We start from the raw sequence: 17,655 nt of genomic DNA, 5'->3' as shown, positions 1-17,655 counted from the left end.
ACTCCAGCGGCCGGCGGCCCAGCCCGTATGCTGCCCCCATGCACACTGGCACCGACCTGAATGCCGACCTGGGCGAGGGCAGCGCCCACGAAGAAGCCGTGATGGCGTTCGTGACCAGCGCCAACATCGCCTGCGGGGGCCACGCTGGCGACGCCGAAACCATGCGGGACAGCCTGCGTCTGGCCGCGCGTCACGGGGTGGCGGCCGGCGCCCACCCTGGGTTTCCAGACCGCGAGGGCTTTGGGCGGCGCGAACTGCACTTTGCCCCCGCCGAGGTCACGGCCTTCGTCCGGGAGCAGATTGAAGCGCTCAAGGCGGTGGCAGCGCGCGAGGGGGTGACGCTGCGCCACGTCAAACCGCACGGCATGCTCTACAACATGGCCGCGCGGGACCCAGCACTGGCCCGCGCCGTTGCCCAAGCGGCTCATGACAGCGGCTTGCCGCTGTACTACGGCCTGGCTGGCGACGACAGCGTGATGCTGCGCGGGGCGCGGGCGCTGGGCCTGACAGCGCTGGGCGAAGGTTTTGCTGACCGTGGCTACGCCCTGGACGGCACACTCTGGCCGCGCTCGCAAGCCGGCGCCCTGCTGCCTCATGCGGCGGCGGTGGCGCAGGGGGTCAGGATTGCCCGCCAGGGCCAGGTGCAAGCCGTGACGGGCGAATGGGTCCGTGTGCCCGCCCAGACGCTCTGCCTGCACGGCGACGGCGCCGAGGCCGCCGAGCTGGCGCGTGATCTGCGCGCGGCGCTGGAGGCAGCGGGCGTGCGCGTTCTAGCCCCGGCCCCCAGCACATGAAGATCTTCTCAAGGCACCTGGGCACCCTATAAGCCGCGCTGTCAGGCTCCGGTGAGAGTGGGCATGCTGAACTGCGGGCAGGATGCGCCGTTTCTCTCTCCCTACCACCGCTGACTTCCAGGCCCGGCGCGCTGCCTGCCCCTTTACCCGCCCGCTGGACCGCCGCACCCTAAACGCCCGCCTGCTGGGCGCGGTGCTGCTGGCGATGCTGGTGCGGCTGCTCTACGTGCCGCTGGACGGCTTTGAGCGCTGGGCGCTGCCGCTGCTCAGTGTGCTGATGTCCGGCCTGCTGCTGACCCTAACGGTCACGCGCGTTCAGCTGCGGACCCTGCATGTGCTCACGCTGCTGGGCGCCTGGGGGTATGTGCTGGGCCACCTGTGGCATGTGCTGTTCCGGGTGCCCGCCGAAACGCAGATGCAGGTGCTGGGCAGCCTGGGACCGTGGGCCGCCGTGCTGCTAGCTTCGCACCTCTGGTTGCTGGGACGGCGGGTCAGCTTGCCCCTCAGCCTGCTGGCGCTGGGCAGCACCGCAGCGCTGCTGCTGGCACACGTCCTGCTGACGCCCGGCGCCCTGCAGCAGCCGGTCGTGGGCGCGGTGCTGCAACTGCTGCTGGGCGGCGCGGTCCTGCTGGCTGGCCAGCACAGCGCCGCCCACCGCGCCCTGGGCGACCTGCGCCGCGATCTGCTGGGCGACGGCGACGCCGGGCGCGAAACCCTGACCGGCCTGCCAGGCCGCGCCATGATGGAACGCTGGCTCACCCGCCAGGCTCAGCGCCGTCCCGAGGGCCTGGGTGTGGCTGTGATTGGACTGGACGCTCCGCACCCCGGCGTGCCGGCAGACGCCACCCCTGAGCCTCACCGCCTCGCCCACGTGGCGCGGGTGATTCTGGGTGCCGTGCGGGACGACGACCTGCTGGGCTGCCTGGACGACGGCCAGCTGGTTCTGGTCCTGCGCGCTGCCGACGCCCGCTCGGCCCGCGCCGTGTGCGAACGGCTGCGCGTGCGCGTGGCTTCGCGGCCTGTGGATGGCGCCAATGTCACGGTCAGCATCGCCCTGGCGTTTCAGGATGGCCGTCAAGATGGCCTGACCCTGCTGCGCGAGGCCGAGGACAGCCTGAACGCCCTGCACCAGACCGGCCAGAACCGCGTGGTCCTGGGCGCACCGCCGACGGAGGCCCCCAACCCAGACACCCTGGGCCTTCAGATGCAACCTGCATAAAGGGAAAACTCCTATAGCCACCTTGGGAATACCCAGGGTGGCTTTTTTATGGCGCTCTGATCGACGGTTGATCGATGCCTCTGGGTTCTCTCGCAAGTTGGCTTCAGCCGCTGACCCGAGTTCGGTCTGTTCCGGTCACAAATCGGGAAAGAGCCCGTTCCAGGCCCAGAACACGCTTCCTGTCGTCCTGTTCGAATTGAACCCTGCTTGCACACGATTCAGTTGGAGTTTGGAGAGGAAGCTCAAGCTGTCGTCCTGTCGCAGGTCAACACCCGGCCAAGCCGCAAGGCCATCTGGTCGCCGACAGGTCAACCATCAGAAGCGCTGCGCCGCAGACTTGGACACACCTGTCCTGGCCCTAGCCTTTCTCTTCCCAGTTAATGAAAAGACGAGGCCCCTCATGGGAGCCTCGCCTCTGGAAAGTGCGTTTACTCTTCGCTCTTCTCGCTGGTGTCGTCGGCCGCTTCGGTGGCGTCGCCAGCGGCTTCGGCCTTGGCTTCTTCCACAGTCGCGTCGCCTTCCAAGATGGCCGTCGCGGCCTCTTCGCTGATTTCGCCTGCGGCCACCAGACCGGCCACCTGGGCGGCCTGCTGCTCGGCGGCGGCTTCGCTGTCGGACAGGCGGGGCGGCAGCACGCTGATGACCACGAGGTCTTCTTCAGCAGCCAGCTTGACGCCTTCAGGCAGCTTGACCTGACCGGCAGTGACGTGGTCACCGATGTTCAGCTTGGTCACGTCCACAACGAGTTCCTGGGGGATGCGGCGGGGGCCGGGGGCCACGACGGACAGGTTGTGAATCACCACGTCCACCAGGCCGCCCATGACTTCACCCTGGCTCTTGCCCTTGGTGTGGACCGGCACCGACACGGTCACGGGCTCGCCGTAGGTCACCACGTAGAAATCCACGTGAATAGGCACGCGCCTACGCTTGTCCATCTGGACAGTCTTGACCAGGGCCGGGAAGGTTTCGCCGCCTTCCAGGGTGATGTCAAACAGGCCGGTGGTGCTGTGCTGACGGAAGGCGCGGTCAAACGCCTTGCGGTCAATGGCAAAGGACACGTTCTTGTCCTTGTTGTAGGCCACGGCGGGAATCATGCCTTCGGCCAGTTTCTGCTGGCTGCTGCGGGGTTGGGCGTTCAGTTCCATGTGCTGTGTTCTCCTTGCGGTTAGGGCTTCGCCGCCCTGCCCCGCCGCGCTCCGGCTGTCAGTCAGCCTGGGGGCGGGGACGGGCGCGGCAACCGGAACAGCATAGCAGAAAAGGCACGCCGGCCGGTGGAAGGGTCAGGCGGGCCTCTGCTAGACTCTCTGGCGTTGCCGCGCGGCCCCCCAGCGTGCCTGGAGGCGGCCCCGGCCAGAAGACCAAAGGAGAGACACATGATCAGCGTGACGGAACTGCGGAACGGCACCAAAGTAGAGATGGACGGCGGCCTGTGGGAATGCCTGGATTACTCGCACCTGAAGATGGGGCGCGGCGGCGCCAAGGTGGTCACCAAGTTCCGCAACATGGAAACGGGCTCCATCGTGGACCGTACCTTCAACAGCGGCGAAAAGCTGCAGGACATCTACGTTGAAGGCAAGACGATGCAGTACCTGTACAAAGACGGCGACGACTTCATGTTCATGGACATGGACACCTTCGAGCAGGTGACGCTGCCCCCCAGCCTGGTGGGCGACGCCGCCAAGTTCATGAAGGAAAACACCGAAGTCGAAGTGGCGATGTACGGCGAAAAGGCCCTGACCATCACCCTGCCCAACCAGGTCATCCTGAAAATCGTGGAAACCGACCCCGGCGTGCGCGGCGACACCGTCTCGGGCGGCACCAAGCCCGCCAAGCTGGAAACCGGCGCCACCGTGCAGGTGCCCCTGTTTGTGGAACAGGACACCAGCGTCAAGGTGGACACCCGCACCGGCCAGTACCTCAGCCGGGCCTAAGCCTGGTGTCTGCGCGCCGCCTGCCGAAAAGACTCGGGGGCGGCGCGCGCCTTTGCCGTTAGACTCGGTGCAGCCTAACGGGCGTTAGGCAGCGGGTGACACCCCCGCGCCTGCCCAACCCGTCATGATGAGGCGATACCACACGACCCGTGCTTCACCACCACACCTAGGAGGGGCCATGAACCCGGACGACCTGAAACAGATTCTTTCCGCCCTGACACACGCCGACGTGCGTGAATTTGCCCTCCGGACAGGCAGTTTTGACCTAAGCCTCAAGCGCGGCCCCCAGGCCGCCGGGGTGCCCAGCGCGCCTGCACCCCAGCCGGTGGCCGGCCCCGCGCCCGTCTTTGCCCCGGCGCCCGCCAGCCCGGCCCCGGTGGCCCCGCTCGCTGCCCCTGAGGCGCCCGCCGCGCCCAGTGCCGCCCCAGCGCCCGCCACCGAAGCCCCCACACCCGCTGCCGCCCCCGCCGCCAGCAAGGGCACGCCGGTCAAGGCGCCGATTGTGGGCACCTTCTATGCGGCCAGCACCCCCGACGCGCCTGCTTACGTCAAGGTGGGGGACACCGTTCAGGCTGGTCAGGTGCTGTGCATCATCGAGGCCATGAAGCTGATGAACGAGATCGAAGCCGAGATGGGCGGCGTGGTGCGCGAGATTCTGGTGAAAAACGCCGAGCCCGTCGAGTACGGTCAAACGCTGTTCATCATTGAGTGAGGCCAAGGGTCAGAGAGTCCAAGTGGCTAAGGGCTGCACCTGCTTAGACCCTTTGACCCTTGGATGCTTTGACGTTCTGCCGGAGGCAAGCACATGTTTAAAAAAATCCTGATCGCCAACCGCGGCGAGATTGCCCTGCGCGTTATTCGCACCGCGCGCGAGATGGGCGTGAAGACGGTCGTGGTGTACTCCACCGCCGATGAAAAGAGTCTGCCCGTGCTGCTGGCCGACGAATCGGTGTGCGTGGGGCCGCCCGCCTCGAACCAGTCGTACCTCAATATCCCCAACATCCTGTCGGCTGCCCTAATGACCGGCGCCGAGGGGATTCACCCTGGCTACGGCTTTATGGCCGAGAACCCGGATTTTGCCGAGATGTGCCGCGACCACGGCATCGTGTTTATCGGGCCCACACCCGAGAGCATGCGCGCCCTGGGGTCCAAAGCCGGTGGGCGCGAGATTGCCGCTATGAGCAATGTGCCCGTGGTGCCCGGCACTGGCGTACTGGATGACACAGACGCGGCGCTGCTGGCGGCCAAGCAGATTGGCTACCCCGTGCTGCTGAAGGCCAGCGCGGGCGGGGGCGGACGCGGCCAGAAAATCATTCGCACCCAGGACGAACTGGCCAAGGGTTTTGCCCAGGCGCAGGAAGAGGCGCGGCTGTACTTTGGCGACCCCGCCATCATCATGGAAAAGTTTCTGGAGGAATTCCGCCATGTAGAAGTGCAGGTCATGGGCGACGGGCAGGGGCATGTCATTCACATTGGTGAGCGTGACTGCTCCATTCAGAGGCGCAACCAGAAGCTGATTGAAGAGGCGCCCAGCACCCTGCCAGACAGCCTGCGCCAGGAAATCCTGGCTGCCGGCGTGCGCCTGGCCAAGCACGTCAACTACGCCGGGGCCGGCACGCTGGAATTCATCGTGGACCGCGACGGCAACTACTACTTCATGGAGATGAACACCCGCATTCAGGTGGAACACTGCGTCTCTGAGGAAATCAGTGGCCTGGACTTCGTGAAGTTGCAGTTGGAAATTGCAGCGGGTTACGGCCTGAAGTTGCAGCAAGGCGACATTGTGCTGCGTGGTCACGCCATCGAATGCCGCCTGAACGCGGAAGACCCCGACAAGGATTTCCGCCCGGCGGCCGGCAAGATGGACGACGTGCACTTCGCGGGTGGCCCCGGCGTGCGCGTGGACAGCCACGCCTACAGCGGCTACGTGATTCCGCCGCACTATGACAGCCTGATTGGCAAGCTGATTGTCCACCACGACACCCGCGAGCAGGCGATTGTCCGCATGAAGCGCGCCCTGGAAGAAACCGTGATTCAGGGCCCGAAAACGACCATTCCCCTGTACGTCAAAATCATGGACAACCCGTTCTACAAGCGCGGCGCGGTCATGACAAACTTTTTGAAAACGCGGATGGAGATGTAAGAGCAGGGCAGATGCCAGGAGGCAGATGGCTTATGGCCGTCTGCCTTCTACATGTGGTGCGGTGAGGTACAGGCGATACAGTCAAATATGACCTATAAACAAAAATTTGCAGGAGCTACAGCGTTTCTTAGACTACCCGAAAAAATGGCCCAGCTTGATGCAGAGGAGCGCCACTACAAACGACGGGGGGCAGCTGCCACCAGAGACGCTCTAGAATCCTTTTTACGTGGTGAAACTGAAGAGCCCAACATTCAAATTGAACTGAACCTGCTGGACTGGCGCATGAAGGACGATCTGAGCAGCATGTTCATTCACCACCCTAAGCTGTTTCGAGAAGCACTCACAGCCCTGTGGGCTGATCAAATCACGTTCAAGGGTGCTGACCTCTTCTGGAGCATTATTGATCCAGCTCTAAATGTTCTTCCAGCAACCCACCAGAAACGATTTGCTTCATTGAATGCCAGAACGAGTGTAGTGTCCTATTTCCTTTTTGTTGCCAATCCGCAGCACCATCCATTTTACCGGGCATCTTTTTCTGCAAAAGCCATCCAAGCGCTGTATGACAAGTCAGAAGGTCTGGACAGGCGCACTATAAGCGGCCTCCTGCAAGACTTTGTAGGCCGCTGTAAGCATGTTCAGGCCCTCTGGCAAGAGGAGGGCCTACCTCTGGAAGATATGCTGGATACCCAAAGCGCGCTCTATATTCTTGCGCAGGAACATTTTAAAGGGTGAGTCTGGCTGCCCGTGACGCCCTCCTCTCTGGCCTCTGTGGTGAGCCCTGGCCACACGGCCCGCTGCTGGGCGCCCTGAGCCTTTCCCCTGCTCTGGATGTGCTGGACGTTGGCGCCGGGGACGGCCGGCTGCTGCGCGAGCTAAAAGCGCGGGGGCACCGGGGCCACCTGGCGGGCCTGGACCCCCAACCGGGCGCAGGTGTCCTACGCGGCACCGCCGACACCCTCCCTTTCCCCGAAGCCAGTTTTGACGCCGTGTTGTTCGTGCGTGTGCTGGCGCACCTGCCAGACCCAGCACAGGCGCTGTGTGAAGCGCGGCGGGTGCTGCGGCCCAGCGGACAGGTCATCGTGGCGGCGCACAGTCCCGACCACCTGCGGGAGACCCGGGCGGCGCTAGGACGATTTCAGGCCTCAGGTCACGACCAGGCCATACCGACGTTTGACCTGCGCCTGCCGGTCACGGTCACAGCTGACATAGCCCGCGCCCTGGCCCAGAGTTATGGCGAGGTGGCCGCCAGAACCGACCACCTCTTCCCCGTGCAAGACGCCCTGCACCTTCAGGTCTGGGTGACCTGATCTACACCGACGGGGTAGCCGCCAGCCGCTCCAACACGCTGGGGTCTTCCAGGGTGCTCGTGTCGCCCTCGATGCTGCGGCCCGCCGCAATCTGCCGCAGAAAGCGGCGCATGATCTTGCCGCTTCTCGTCTTGGGCAGGGCGTCGGCAATGTAGATGGCATCCGGACGGGCCAGGGCACCGATTTCCTTGCTGACATGGGCGCGCAGCTCCTTCGGATCGACCGTGTACCCCCCCTGGGGCAGCACAAACGCCACCACGCACTCGCCTTTCACGTCGTCGGGGCGCCCCACCACCGCCGCCTCGGCCACGCTCGGGTGGGCCACCAGGGCCGACTCGATTTCCATAGTGCCCAGGCGGTGCCCGCTGACATTCAGCACGTCGTCCACCCGGCCCATCACAGTGTAGTAGCCGTCGGCGTCGCGGCGGGCGCCGTCCCCGGCGAAGTACACGCCCTCAATCTCGCCCCAGTAGGCTTTGCGGTAGCGCTCGTCGTCGCCGTAAACCGTCCGCAGCATGCTGGGCCAGGGCCGCTTGAGCACCAGCAGGCCGCCGTCATCGGCACCCAGTTCCTCGCCGCTTCGGGTCATGATGGCCGGCTCCACGCCAAACATGGGCAGGCCCGCGCTGCCGGGTTTGCTGGGATGGGCGCCGGGCAGGGTGGTCAGCATGATGGACCCGGTTTCGGTCTGCCACCAGGTGTCCACCACGGGGCAGCGCTCGCCGCCAATCACGCGCCAGTACCACATCCAGGCTTCCGGGTTAATCGGCTCGCCCACCGACCCCAGGAGGCGCAGGCTGCTCAGGTCGGCGCGGGCCGGAAAGTCATCGCCCTGGCGCATGAACGACCGGATGGCCGTGGGGGCGGTGTACAGGATGGTAACGCGGTGCCTTGCCACCAGCTGCCAGAAGCGGCCCCAGTCGGGGTGGTTGGGGGCGCCTTCGTACATCAGCACCGTGGCGCCGTTCAGCAGGGGGCCGTACACGCTGTAAGAGTGCCCGGTGATCCAGCCCACGTCGGCGGTGCACCAGTACACGTCGTCGTCCTGCAGGTCAAAGACGGTCTGGGTGGTCAGATAGGTGCCCACCATGTACCCGCCCGTCGTGTGCTGCACGCCTTTGGGCTTACCGGTGCTGCCACTGGTGTACAGCACAAATAGCGGGTGCTCGCTGTCCAGCGGCGCCGCCTCATGCTCAGCTCCAGCGGCCGCCAGGGCGTCGTGCCACCACACGTCGCGGCCCGCCTGCATGGGGGCGCCGCAGTCGGCGCGGCACACCACCAGCATCTTCTCCAGGCTGGGGGCCAGCGCGACCGCCTCATCGGCGTTGGCTTTCAAGCTCACCAGCGCGCCCCGGCGCTGCCCGGCGTCGGCGGTAATCAGCAATTTGCTCTGGGCGTCGTTCAGGCGGTCAGCCAGCGCACTGACCGAGAAGCCCCCAAACACCACCGAATGCACTGCCCCAATGCGGGCGCAGGCCAGCATGGCAATGGCAGCTTCGGGCACCAGGGGCAGGTAGAGGGTCACGCGGTCGCCTTTCTCGACGCCCAGGGCCGTCAGGGCGTTGGCGGCCCGCTTCACCTCGGTCAGCAGCTCGGCATAGGTGAAGCGCCGGACCTCGCCGTCCTCGCCCTCCCAGATGATGGCGGTCTTGTCTCCTAGCCCGCGCGCCACGTTGCGGTCCAGGGCGTTGTAGGCGATATTCGTCTGCCCCCCCACAAACCACTGTGCGTGTGGCGGCTGCCAGTCCAGCACCTCCTGCCAGGGTGCAAACCAGTGCAGCTGCCCGGCGACCTCGCTCCAGAAGGTGTCCGGGTCATCCAGGCTCTGGCGGTAACGGCGGTCGTAGTCTTCCCGGCCCATGCGGGCGCGGGCCTGAAAATCGGCGCTCGGGGCCACAACGCGGTCTTCGTGCAGCATGGCGTCAATGTGGTCACTGGCAGGGCGGGTCTGGGTCATGAACTCCTCCGGGACGAGGGCGAGATTGTGGCGAGGTGCGTGCCCCACTGTAGCCGCCGGGCCTTCCGCCTTAGCCGGGCCGTCTGCTCAGCGGTCCAGACCAGTACCGGGGCGGTACTGAACCGGGTGCAACAAACAGGTGAAAGGAGGCCGCACGCACCTCCTCAAAAAGCAAACTGGCCCGCCAACCGCTTTGCCCAGCGCGCGTATGCTGCTCTTTGATGCTGCGTGACGTGTTGGGCCGCCCCCTGCGAGACCTGCGTGTGAGCGTGACCGACCGCTGCAACCTGCGCTGCACCTACTGCATGCCCGCCTCAGTGTTTGGCCCCGACTACGCTTTTCTGCCCCGTCAGGAGCTGCTGAGTTTCGAGGAACTCGAGCGGCTGACGCGGGCCTTTGTGGCACTGGGCGTCGAGAAAGTGCGGATTACCGGCGGCGAACCCACCCTGCGGCGTGACCTGCCGGTCCTGATTGGCCGCCTGGCCGCCATAGACGGCGTGCAGGACCTCGCCATGACGACCAATGGCCTGCTGCTGCCCCGGCTGGCGGGCGACCTGAAAGCGGCAGGGCTCCGGCGCGTAACCGTCAGTCTGGACAGCCTGGACCCGGAAGTGTTTGGGCGCATGAACGGTCTGGGCACCCACCCCCAGCGCGTGCTGGACGGCATCGAGGCGGCACTTCAGGCAGGGCTAGGCGTCAAAATCAACACGGTGGTCCAGCGCGGCGTGAACGACGAGGGCCTACGGGAGCTGTGGGCGGCCCTGCGCGACCTCGCCCCGGTGCGCTTTATCGAGTTCATGGATGTGGGCAACCACAATGGCTGGAACCTGGGCGGTGTGGTCCCCTCGCGCGAGGTGCTGGCCCACCTAAGCGGCGGCGGCGAGCCCTTTACACCCGTGGGCGCTGCCTACCGGGGCGAGGTGGCCACGCGCTACGCCGATGCCCAGGGCCGCGAGGTCGGCCTGATCAGTTCGGTCACGGCGCCGTTTTGCGGCGACTGCACGCGGGCACGGCTCTCGGCAGTGGGGGTGCTGTACACCTGTTTGTTTGCCGGCACCGGCACCGATCTGCGCGCGCCGCTGCGCGCTGGGGCCAGCGACGCCGACCTACGTGACCAGATTGCCCAGACCTGGCAGGCCCGCCGTGACCGCTACAGCGAGGAGCGTGGCGAGGCCGCGCCGCAGGGGTCGAGGGTCGAAATGTCGCACATCGGCGGCTAGGTAACACTGGCCCAGGTCCAGTCACCGAGGCAGTGAACTTGTGTACCACGGACACTAAACATAAGATGAAGCAGGTTCCGCCCGCCAGCGGACACACCGGAGGGATGCATGGCGAAGTACCCGCTCATCAAGACCACCCTGAAAGACCGCCTGCTGGGCGGCCACTACGCCGAAGGGCTGCCGCTGCCCAGCGAGCCACAACTGGCCCGCGAATTCGAAGTCTCGCGCATGACGGCCCGCCGGGCCATTGACGAACTGGAACGCGAAGGGTACGTCTACCGCGTGCAGGGGGCCGGCACTTTTCCGACCGGCAAGCGCTTCCGTCAGGGCATGTTCCGCGTGCGCCCCTTCAAGGAGTGGGCGCGCCACCCCGACCACCGCACCACGGTGCTGCGCGCCATGCAGATAGAGGCCACACCGGAAATCGCCATCGTGCTGCAAATCCAGCCGGGCGACCCGGTGATTTTCGTGCACCGCCTGCGCACCGCCGGCGACGAAGCCCTGGTCATCGAAAAGCGCTATATCAACGGCGCGCTGGTGCCGGGCCTGCTGGACCACAACCTCGCCACCGAAAGCATCCACGAAACCATGATCAGCCTGGGCCTGCCCCTTCAGCGCGTCGAGCAAAACCTGGAGGCCGTCAATCTGCGCCAGGAAGAAGCCGACCTGCTGCGGGTGCCGCTGGGCACTGCGGCCTTCCTGCTGCGCCGCACCACCTACAGCGGCCAGAAACGAGCCAGTTATGTCAATTACTGGGTGCGCGGCGACCGGTACGCCTTTCAGGACACCTTCGAGCCGTAAAGCAAGGCGTCAGACCGGCAGAGCCCCGCAGAAAGCACCCCTTCAAAGCATCAGGCCGCCTGTTGACCGCAGCGGCCTGATGTCTTGTGGTGTTCCGCTTAAGCAGTGCGCGGCGGAGATACAGCAGAGGCCAACAGGTGGAATCCAGATTCCACTTCATTCCAGCACAGCCAGGAGAGCACCCTCTACGCTTCCATATCGCGTCAGTCCATCTCTTGTCCTGCCCGCTCTCCTGCGGAACTTGTCAGGTCTGCGGCGCAACTCCGCCAGTCCGCTTGGATTCCACCTGGTAGCATGCTCGATTCAATCGGCATCCAGAGGTCAGGCACAATAAAAACCGCCCCCGGTAAAGGGAGCGGCCCAGCGAGAAAGCGTTTTACTTGCTGGTCTTGGCGGCGTCCACGAGGGCCTTGAAGGCTTCGGGCTCACGGGCGGCGATGTCAGCCAGCACCTTGCGGTTCAGGTCAATCCCGGCGCGCTTCAGACCACCGATGAAGGTGGAGTAGTTCATGCCGTGCAGGCGGGCGCCGGCGTTAATACGCTGAATCCACAGGCGGCGGAAGTCGCGCTTCTTGTTGCGGCGGTCGCGGTACTCGTAGGTCGCGGCGTTCAGCAGGGTCTGGAAGGCGTTGCGGTACTGCTTGGAGCGGCTGCCCCAGAAGCCCTTGGCGCGCTTCAGGACCTTCTTGTGACGGCGGCGGCGGATAATGCCGGTCTTGGCGCGTGGCATCTAGCTCACTTCCCCTTCGGCAGCATCAGCTTCATGCGTGCCCATTCGCTCTTGGCCAGGACAAAGCCCTTGCCCTTGCCGCGGATTTCGTTGCCGCTCTTGCCGGTGTTCTGGTGGCGCTTGCCACTCTTGAACGCCATGACCTTGCCGGTCCCGGTGATCTTCACCCGGCGGCTGGCCGCTTTCAGTGTCTTCATCTTGGGCATGTGACATGCCTCCTTTGCAGTCCGGTCGCGCCCACCTGGGCGGGGCTTCCGTCTGAGGTTCGGGCCGCTTTGCACGCAAAGCCGTTGGTTGCCCTGCCCCACTTGACCAAGAGAGGATTGTACCCGCTAGCCAGGCCACCGGTCAAGGCTGAACAAAGACCAGGTGCCGCTGGCTGAGGACGGCGCCGTGGCCTTCGAAAATGCGGATCATGGCGTGGTTGTCAGCCCAGGTGGCACCCATATGGCCAGTGAACGTGTGGGAGGCCAACGCCAGCAGGTGCGCGTGCAGGCGCCGGCCCAGGCCCTGACCCCGCGCCGCTGGATGCACCCCAATCAGATCAATGCTCGCTGTGCTGGGGCGACCACCAGAACCTGTTGCGCCCAGGGCGGTCAGATGGCCAGCCGCATCTGATAATGCCACCAGCACCCACCCCTCCTTCAGACTCAGGTCCGCACGGTCCAGAGCCGCCAGCAGCCGCTGCACGTCAGGCCGGGTCAGCGCCTCCGGGCCGAGGCGCTGGGCCTGGGGGTCAGCCGGCCAGGTACGCGCCCGCAGGTCGGTGGTGTAAAAGACAGCCTCCTCCTGAAACTGCCATCCCGCCGCCTGTGCAGCCTCCCGGCCCAGCGGGGCGAGGGTGTCGTCAAGAATGAGCTGCCGCCCAGGCGTGGCCTGGCGGCGGAGATGAGCGAGAAACGCCTGTGCCGCCGCCCGAGGCACTCCGGCCTGGAGCCTGGGCAGCAGCGGGATGTGAGCGGGCGTCGGCAGCAGACACACGCCCTCCAGCCCGCGCGCCGAGCGGAGCAGCTGAAACTGCTCGGGGTGCGTGCGGCCCGCCGCCACATTCTCCCGGAGGAGGCTCAGGCGCCGCTCGGCTTCAGCGGGGTCGGGCAGCAGCGCCACAACTTCGTGAAGGGCTTCGGGGCGGGCAGGTTCAATGGTCCAGTCGGTCAAAAGGCTCCTTGTGGGTGGGGCGGCTTCCCGAGGGAACAGTTCAAAACGGCGCTAGGCCCCCACGTTGCCGCGTACGGCGGCCCGAACAGACAAGGGGGTGTTGCCCTCTCCTCTCCTCTAGAATGCCTGCCATGCGAAGTGCGTACCTGACCGCCGCCCGCGCCCTGCAACTGGGCCGGGAAGGTGCGCTGGAAGGGGACCAGGCGCGCGCCCTGCGGCTGTACGGCGAGGCGCTGGACCTGCTGACCCTGCTGCCCCCCGAACGCACGCGCGACGTGCTGCTGGCCCACACCCACCTGGCGTTCTATCAGACGCTAGAGCTGCTGGGGGGCAAAGATGGGGGGCAGCGCCACCTGCAACTGGGCGTCAGCTACGCCCGCAGCACCCGCGACCCCCTGGCCCGCGCCATCGCCGAGGAATGCCTGAGCGGCCTGGACGTGGTGATGTAAGTACAACGAAATCAGTCTTTAGATTGACCGAGCAAAGTGAGGATCGAAAAAAGGACGTCGTACCTAAACTTATCCACTGTCTGAAAAAGCGCCGAACAGACTCCACTCCCGGTACGACGTCCTTAGACCGCCAGAAGCGAGGCGCGGAAGACCAGGAGAACCCCGTCTTCCGCGCCTCGCGTGTCAGCCGGTGTTACTGGCCCGGCAGGCTCAGCTGGGCGGTGGTTTTGCCCGTCTTCTTGTCGTGGCTGCACTGCAGGGGCAGCTGACCCAGAGCGTTTACGCGCTCGCCACTGTGGACAGCGATGGTAACGGGGCCGGTCATGGTCCAGCCGCCGCCTTCAGCCGGCTGGGCGGCGCGCACCACCTGGGCGGGCTCCGCCTCCAGTTCGGCGTGAATCTCATCGCCAGGTTTCAGAGGGCTGCCCTGCTCCACCAGCGTCTTCAGGGGCAGGCTCTGGCCGCCCGCGCTGACCGTCAGTTCGTCAGTGTCTTCAAGCGCCTCTTTGCAGACCTCGATAAACTTGTACTTGCTGATGCCGTTGGCCTCGCGGTCGCTGTAGATCGGGTTGCTGCGGGTCGTCACAGCCATCACGAAGCTCAGCAGCGCCACAGTCAGGACCACGGCCACCCACAGCAGCGTGCGGCCCAGACCGCCGTGGCGATTGGAGGAGGTGTGTTCACTCATGTCATCCCCCAGCATAGCGCTCGCCCGGCCGCTGCGGGCCGCTCCGTCCGGTTCAGGTCAGGGCGAGGTCAGTGGCATGCAACCCAGCCGTCCCCACACGGGCCAGGGCCGCTGCCACCGTTTCCCCGGTGAGCGGGTGGCGCAGCTCTGGGTCCAGGTCAGCCAGCGGAGCCAGTACGAAGGCGCGGTCCCAGGCCAACGGATGCGGCAGCCGTAGGGCTGGGGCTTCGCTTCGCTGCTCGCCGTACAAAATCAGGTCCAGGTCCAGCACCCGCGCCTCCCAGCGCTCGCGGCGCTGCCGCCCGGCCTGGGCCTCAAGGTCATGCAGAGCCGCCAGCAGGGCCGGGGCCGCCCAGGCCGTGCGCAGCAGCAGCGCCGCATTCAGGTATGTCGGCTGGCCGGGTGGGCCGCCCACCGGCGCGCTGCGGTAGAGCCGCGACACTGCGGCCACCTCGCCCAGCGCACGCAGCTGCAAGACCGCCCAGCGCAGCGTGGGCAGCGGCTCGCCCAGATTGGCCCCCAGGGCCAGGTAGGCGTCGGTCACACCTCGGCGCGTGTCAGGGTCAGTTCGGCGTACACGTCGCGGAAGACGCCGGGCAGGGGCGCAAACGGCTTATGCACGCGCACGGTGATCGCCAGCAGCTTCGGCTGAGCCGCCAGCACCCGGCGCGCAATCCGGTGGGCCAGCACCTCAATCAGTTGCCGGCGCGTCTCTGTGACCTCGGCAGCGATGGCCGCGTAGACCTCGGCGTAATTCACGGCCTCCCCCAGCTCATCCGACAGGTCCACAAACGGGTAATACAGCTCGGCGTCCACCACGAAGCGTGCACCCAGTGTGGCCTCGGGGGTATACACGCCGTGGTGGGCGTGAAACTCCAGCCCCTGCAACACCACGCGGCTGGTCTGGGTGGGGGCAGAGGCAGTCATCAGGGCCGAGTGTAGCCTACGGCCACTTCAGGGTGATCCAGCGCCGCCTGTACCCTCAGGGCCTGGACATGCGCGGCGCCCGCGTGGGCACGCACCACGGCCGCCCCCGCCCGCGCGGCGTGGAGGTGCAGGGCCAGGGTCCCCGGGTCCCGGTCCTCGGCTGCTGGCACCTGCGCCAGCCAGTCAATCAGGCGTTTGCGGCTGGCCCCCACCAGCACCGGCTGCGGCCCGGCACACAGCGCGGGCAGGGCGCGCAGCAGGGTCAGGTTGTGGTCCAGCGTCTTGCCGAAGCCCAGCCCTGGGTCCAGCAGCACGTCCGGCACCCCCGCGCCCAGTGCCAACCGTGCCTGCTCCTGCAAGAACGCGCCGACCTCGGCCACCACATCGCTGTACTGGGGATCACGCTGCATGGTGCGCGGCTCGCCCTGCATATGCATGATGCAGGCCGGCGCCCCGTAAGCCGCACACACCGCGCCCATGGCAGGGTCGCGCAGGCCGCCCACGTCGTTGACCAGATGGGCGCCCGCAGCCAGCGCGGCCTCGGCCACCTCCGGTTTCATGGTGTCTACGCTGAGCAGCACGCCCGCGTCGCGCAGGGCGGCCACCACCGGCCGCACCCGGTCAATTTCTTGCGTGGCCGGGACCGGCTCGGCGCCAGGGCGAGTGCTTTCGCCGCCGATATCCACTATCAGCACCCCAGCAGCGTGCATCGCCTGCGCCGCCGCCACAGCCGCCCCCAGCGAGGCGTACCGCCCTCCATCGCTGAAACTGTCCGGCGTGACATTCAGAATGCCCATCACGGCTGTGCCCTTCCAGCCGACCTGCCAGCCCTCCGCCCCCCGCACGCCACCGGGCACTGGCCGGCCAAAACGCAGGGTGTGCAGGGCCGTCAAACTGGGGCGGCCTCAGCGCGCACGGGCAGCAGGAAACTGGCCATGACCCGGTGCCGGTCAGGAAAGGCGTCCACCTGGGCCGGCATACGCCGTCCTGATCGAAACGGCACATAACTGTCCTGCGTGATCGGCAGGCGCGTGTCCAGCGCAGCGGCAACCGGATGGTCGTCGGGAATAGGGGTGCCGGGGCGCAGGCTGTACTTGACGCCCGGCGCCGCGCTGCTGACTCGCACCGTCAGGGCCTTGGCTGGCCGCTCACCTTCATCGTCCCCCTCGTCTACGGGGAGCCGGGCCACCGCACAAACGGCGTACAGAACCGGCTCGGCGGTGTGTTCTGCCAGGGTATACAGGGCGGTACTGGCGCTGATATCGGCGCGGCGCGACAGCTCGCCCAGGGCTCGCCCAGTAGGACCAAACCGCGACAGCATCTCGTCAATGAGGGTGCGGGGAATCAGCAGTGCGGCGGCCCCCACGTTGCACAGAGTTTCGATGACCTGTTCCAGTCGGTCTCCCTCGTAGGCGTCGTGCAGGTCACTCAGCAGGTCGTCGTCTCCCAGCAGCAGGGCGTGGCTGATTTCGTGGGCCAGGGTAAACCGCTGCCGCTCTGGACGCACCCGGCTGTTCACCAGGATGACGCGGTGTTCGGGGTCATAGGCGCCGTCCCGGTCGCCCATCGGCATGAAGGTCAACTGCACGCCGTCCAGGCCGTGCATCAGGCTATGGGTATCCAGACCGGGCAGCCGGGCAGCGTAGTCGGCCGCCAGCATCTTCATGCGCGCCCTGGCCGCCGCCATGATGTCGGGCGCGTGCAAAGCAGAGGGGGACGCGTCAGTCACGGTTTGCAGCTTACCCGATCAGGGCAGGAAGACAGGCCAGACTGTAGATGTAAGGGCCGCGAGACGAAGCCGCTCCGGCGCTGTGCCGGAGCGACTAGCACGGGGCGATGTTCTGCCAGATGCCCGACCAAACCAACTGTGATTGCTCATCTGCGCGGCAAAGTCGCAGAGAAAGACGTCCTGGCCAGATACACATTTGACAGGTTTCTGAACTGGTAGCGATGGTGTTCGCCTCAGCTATGTGCCTTGAGTGTAGTCACCAGTGCCACATACTCCCGCTGCGCGTCGTCCTGGCTCATGCCCTGGAGGCCAGCCCAGGCGTCATACTTCGCTCCACCCACGAAGTCAAAGCCCCCAGGCCGCGCCCCGCTGACATCGCCCTGGCTGCCCTGCTTATACAGCGCGTAGAGCTTGAGAAGCACATCATTCCCGGGCTTCCGGGTGAGGGTCTGCACGTCTTGCTGGGCCTGTTCAAAAGGAGTCATGCCCGGCAGTGTACCCGGTGCAAAGTGCACAAAGGGCTGCTCCAGCGGCCAGCAGAGATGGCAAACCAGAACAGCCCAAACAGCGCAACGCCCCCAGCGGCTGCTGGGGGCGTGAAA

General features: G+C 66.1%; 21 protein-coding genes. 10 read left to right on the top strand and 11 right to left on the bottom strand.

Translation table 11 applies throughout. The features are described from left to right. The first annotated feature begins 38 nt into the window (after nt 1-38). Both pxpA and K7W42_RS16205 read left to right on the top strand, forming a co-directional pair. Nucleotides 39-794 (top strand): 5-oxoprolinase subunit PxpA, encoded by a 756-nt coding sequence (pxpA, locus tag K7W42_RS16210; RefSeq protein ID WP_224575888.1) that lies wholly within the window; start codon nt 39-41, stop codon nt 792-794. 82 nt (nt 795-876) lie between these two features. Next, nucleotides 877-2,013, top strand: a complete 1,137-nt coding sequence (locus K7W42_RS16205) for a nucleotidyl cyclase domain-containing protein (RefSeq protein WP_224575887.1) — start codon at nt 877-879, stop codon at nt 2,011-2,013. A 428-nt stretch (nt 2,014-2,441) separates the two neighbouring features. Here K7W42_RS16205 and K7W42_RS16200 read toward each other — a convergent pair whose 3' ends face one another. After that, nucleotides 2,442-3,158 carry a 50S ribosomal protein L25/general stress protein Ctc gene (locus K7W42_RS16200; protein ID WP_224575885.1) on the bottom strand — a complete coding sequence of 239 codons (717 nt, stop codon included), beginning with the start codon at nt 3,156-3,158 and terminating at the stop codon, nt 2,442-2,444. A gap of 228 nt (nt 3,159-3,386) precedes the next feature. Between K7W42_RS16200 and efp the strand changes: the two genes are divergently transcribed. The 5 genes from efp to K7W42_RS16175 all read left to right on the top strand — a co-directional run bounded on the left by efp (nt 3,387) and on the right by K7W42_RS16175 (nt 7,394). Next, nucleotides 3,387-3,944 carry an elongation factor P gene (efp, locus tag K7W42_RS16195; RefSeq protein ID WP_157460136.1) on the top strand — a complete coding sequence of 186 codons (558 nt, stop codon included), beginning with the start codon at nt 3,387-3,389 and terminating at the stop codon, nt 3,942-3,944. A 178-nt stretch (nt 3,945-4,122) separates the two neighbouring features. After that, nucleotides 4,123-4,656 (top strand): acetyl-CoA carboxylase biotin carboxyl carrier protein, encoded by a 534-nt coding sequence (gene accB / locus K7W42_RS16190; protein ID WP_224575884.1) that lies wholly within the window; start codon nt 4,123-4,125, stop codon nt 4,654-4,656. 93 nt (nt 4,657-4,749) lie between these two features. Next, nucleotides 4,750-6,087, top strand: a complete 1,338-nt coding sequence (accC, locus tag K7W42_RS16185; protein ID WP_224575883.1) for an acetyl-CoA carboxylase biotin carboxylase subunit — start codon at nt 4,750-4,752, stop codon at nt 6,085-6,087. Nucleotides 6,088-6,174: 87 nt separating this feature from the next. Beyond that, nucleotides 6,175-6,819 (top strand): hypothetical protein, encoded by a 645-nt coding sequence (locus K7W42_RS16180; RefSeq protein WP_224575882.1) that lies wholly within the window; start codon nt 6,175-6,177, stop codon nt 6,817-6,819. Then, nucleotides 6,816-7,394 carry a class I SAM-dependent methyltransferase gene (locus tag K7W42_RS16175; RefSeq protein WP_224575881.1) on the top strand — a complete coding sequence of 193 codons (579 nt, stop codon included), beginning with the start codon at nt 6,816-6,818 and terminating at the stop codon, nt 7,392-7,394. The genes K7W42_RS16180 and K7W42_RS16175 overlap by 4 nt, the downstream gene beginning before the upstream one ends. A 1-nt stretch (nt 7,395) precedes the next feature. Here the strand turns inward: K7W42_RS16175 and acs are convergent, their stop codons facing one another. After that, entirely contained in the window at nt 7,396-9,351 is a 1,956-nt protein-coding gene (acs, locus tag K7W42_RS16170; protein WP_224575880.1) for an acetate--CoA ligase, read from the bottom strand. Nucleotides 9,352-9,572: 221 nt separating this feature from the next. On the opposite strand from acs, the gene moaA reads away from it, so the two are divergent. Further along, nucleotides 9,573-10,571, top strand: a complete 999-nt coding sequence (gene moaA, locus K7W42_RS16165) for a GTP 3',8-cyclase MoaA (protein ID WP_224575879.1) — start codon at nt 9,573-9,575, stop codon at nt 10,569-10,571. 108 nt (nt 10,572-10,679) lie between these two features. Next, a complete protein-coding gene (locus tag K7W42_RS16160; protein ID WP_157460144.1) occupies nt 10,680-11,372 on the top strand; it encodes a GntR family transcriptional regulator in 693 nt (230 codons plus the stop codon). Nucleotides 11,373-11,748: 376 nt separating this feature from the next. Here K7W42_RS16160 and rplT read toward each other — a convergent pair whose 3' ends face one another. The 3 genes from rplT to K7W42_RS16145 all read right to left on the bottom strand — a co-directional run bounded on the left by rplT (nt 11,749) and on the right by K7W42_RS16145 (nt 13,260). Then, a complete protein-coding gene (rplT, locus tag K7W42_RS16155; protein WP_157460145.1) occupies nt 11,749-12,102 on the bottom strand; it encodes a 50S ribosomal protein L20 in 354 nt (117 codons plus the stop codon). Nucleotides 12,103-12,107: 5 nt separating this feature from the next. Further along, nucleotides 12,108-12,308: a 50S ribosomal protein L35 gene (gene rpmI, locus K7W42_RS16150; protein ID WP_046843284.1), complete on the bottom strand. Its 201-nt coding sequence runs from the start codon at nt 12,306-12,308 to the stop codon at nt 12,108-12,110. 142 nt (nt 12,309-12,450) lie between these two features. Beyond that, the gene (locus K7W42_RS16145; protein ID WP_224575878.1) at nt 12,451-13,260 is read right to left on the bottom strand and encodes a GNAT family N-acetyltransferase; all 810 of its coding nucleotides are present in this window, start codon (nt 13,258-13,260) and stop codon (nt 12,451-12,453) included. Nucleotides 13,261-13,391: 131 nt separating this feature from the next. On the opposite strand from K7W42_RS16145, the gene K7W42_RS16140 reads away from it, so the two are divergent. Then, nucleotides 13,392-13,709 carry a hypothetical protein gene (locus K7W42_RS16140; RefSeq protein ID WP_157460147.1) on the top strand — a complete coding sequence of 106 codons (318 nt, stop codon included), beginning with the start codon at nt 13,392-13,394 and terminating at the stop codon, nt 13,707-13,709. A gap of 193 nt (nt 13,710-13,902) precedes the next feature. On the opposite strand, the gene K7W42_RS16135 is transcribed toward K7W42_RS16140, so the two are convergent. The 6 genes from K7W42_RS16135 to K7W42_RS16110 all read right to left on the bottom strand — a co-directional run bounded on the left by K7W42_RS16135 (nt 13,903) and on the right by K7W42_RS16110 (nt 17,538). Continuing rightward, the gene (locus tag K7W42_RS16135; RefSeq protein ID WP_224575877.1) at nt 13,903-14,397 is read right to left on the bottom strand and encodes a hypothetical protein; all 495 of its coding nucleotides are present in this window, start codon (nt 14,395-14,397) and stop codon (nt 13,903-13,905) included. Between the two features lie 52 nt (nt 14,398-14,449). After that, nucleotides 14,450-14,941: a 2-amino-4-hydroxy-6-hydroxymethyldihydropteridine diphosphokinase gene (gene folK / locus K7W42_RS16130; RefSeq protein ID WP_224575876.1), complete on the bottom strand. Its 492-nt coding sequence runs from the start codon at nt 14,939-14,941 to the stop codon at nt 14,450-14,452. Beyond that, complete coding sequence (folB, locus tag K7W42_RS16125; protein WP_224575874.1) at nt 14,938-15,324, bottom strand: dihydroneopterin aldolase; 387 nt, start codon at nt 15,322-15,324, stop codon at nt 14,938-14,940. The genes folK and folB overlap by 4 nt, the downstream gene beginning before the upstream one ends. Further along, the gene (gene folP / locus K7W42_RS16120; protein WP_224575873.1) at nt 15,324-16,217 is read right to left on the bottom strand and encodes a dihydropteroate synthase; all 894 of its coding nucleotides are present in this window, start codon (nt 16,215-16,217) and stop codon (nt 15,324-15,326) included. Before folP ends, folB begins: the two co-directional genes overlap by 1 nt. Further along, nucleotides 16,214-16,990, bottom strand: coding sequence for an ImmA/IrrE family metallo-endopeptidase (locus K7W42_RS16115; protein ID WP_304524154.1), 777 nt, complete (start codon nt 16,988-16,990; stop codon nt 16,214-16,216). Before K7W42_RS16115 ends, folP begins: the two co-directional genes overlap by 4 nt. A gap of 296 nt (nt 16,991-17,286) precedes the next feature. Further along, complete coding sequence (locus K7W42_RS16110; protein WP_224575872.1) at nt 17,287-17,538, bottom strand: acyl-CoA-binding protein; 252 nt, start codon at nt 17,536-17,538, stop codon at nt 17,287-17,289. Nucleotides 17,539-17,655 lie beyond the last annotated feature (117 nt).

Source organism: Deinococcus betulae (assembly GCF_020166395.1).
GTDB lineage: Bacteria > Deinococcota > Deinococci > Deinococcales > Deinococcaceae > Deinococcus > Deinococcus betulae.
Note: the sequence above shows the minus strand (reverse complement) of the source record. Positions and strands in the feature narration are given on the sequence as shown.

Excerpts from the sequence above, each read along its gene's own strand:
- K7W42_RS16160 (WP_157460144.1), top strand. The coding sequence starts at position 10,680 with ATGGCGAAGTACCCGCTCATCAAGACCACCCTGAAAGACCGCCTGCTG.
- moaA (WP_224575879.1), top strand. The coding sequence starts at position 9,573 with ATGCTGCGTGACGTGTTGGGCCGCCCCCTGCGAGACCTGCGTGTGAGC.
- rplT (WP_157460145.1), bottom strand. The coding sequence starts at position 12,102 with ATGCCACGCGCCAAGACCGGCATTATCCGCCGCCGCCGTCACAAGAAG.
- K7W42_RS16205 (WP_224575887.1), top strand. The coding sequence starts at position 877 with ATGCGCCGTTTCTCTCTCCCTACCACCGCTGACTTCCAGGCCCGGCGC.
- K7W42_RS16180 (WP_224575882.1), top strand. The coding sequence starts at position 6,175 with ATGACCTATAAACAAAAATTTGCAGGAGCTACAGCGTTTCTTAGACTA.
- accC (WP_224575883.1), top strand. The coding sequence starts at position 4,750 with ATGTTTAAAAAAATCCTGATCGCCAACCGCGGCGAGATTGCCCTGCGC.
- K7W42_RS16200 (WP_224575885.1), bottom strand. The coding sequence starts at position 3,158 with ATGGAACTGAACGCCCAACCCCGCAGCAGCCAGCAGAAACTGGCCGAA.
- efp (WP_157460136.1), top strand. The coding sequence starts at position 3,387 with ATGATCAGCGTGACGGAACTGCGGAACGGCACCAAAGTAGAGATGGAC.
- K7W42_RS16115 (WP_304524154.1), bottom strand. The coding sequence starts at position 16,990 with ATGAAGATGCTGGCGGCCGACTACGCTGCCCGGCTGCCCGGTCTGGAT.
- K7W42_RS16140 (WP_157460147.1), top strand. The coding sequence starts at position 13,392 with ATGCGAAGTGCGTACCTGACCGCCGCCCGCGCCCTGCAACTGGGCCGG.
- folB (WP_224575874.1), bottom strand. The coding sequence starts at position 15,324 with ATGACTGCCTCTGCCCCCACCCAGACCAGCCGCGTGGTGTTGCAGGGG.
- K7W42_RS16135 (WP_224575877.1), bottom strand. The coding sequence starts at position 14,397 with ATGAGTGAACACACCTCCTCCAATCGCCACGGCGGTCTGGGCCGCACG.
- acs (WP_224575880.1), bottom strand. The coding sequence starts at position 9,351 with ATGACCCAGACCCGCCCTGCCAGTGACCACATTGACGCCATGCTGCAC.
- rpmI (WP_046843284.1), bottom strand. The coding sequence starts at position 12,308 with ATGCCCAAGATGAAGACACTGAAAGCGGCCAGCCGCCGGGTGAAGATC.
- accB (WP_224575884.1), top strand. The coding sequence starts at position 4,123 with ATGAACCCGGACGACCTGAAACAGATTCTTTCCGCCCTGACACACGCC.
- K7W42_RS16110 (WP_224575872.1), bottom strand. The coding sequence starts at position 17,538 with ATGACTCCTTTTGAACAGGCCCAGCAAGACGTGCAGACCCTCACCCGG.
- pxpA (WP_224575888.1), top strand. The coding sequence starts at position 39 with ATGCACACTGGCACCGACCTGAATGCCGACCTGGGCGAGGGCAGCGCC.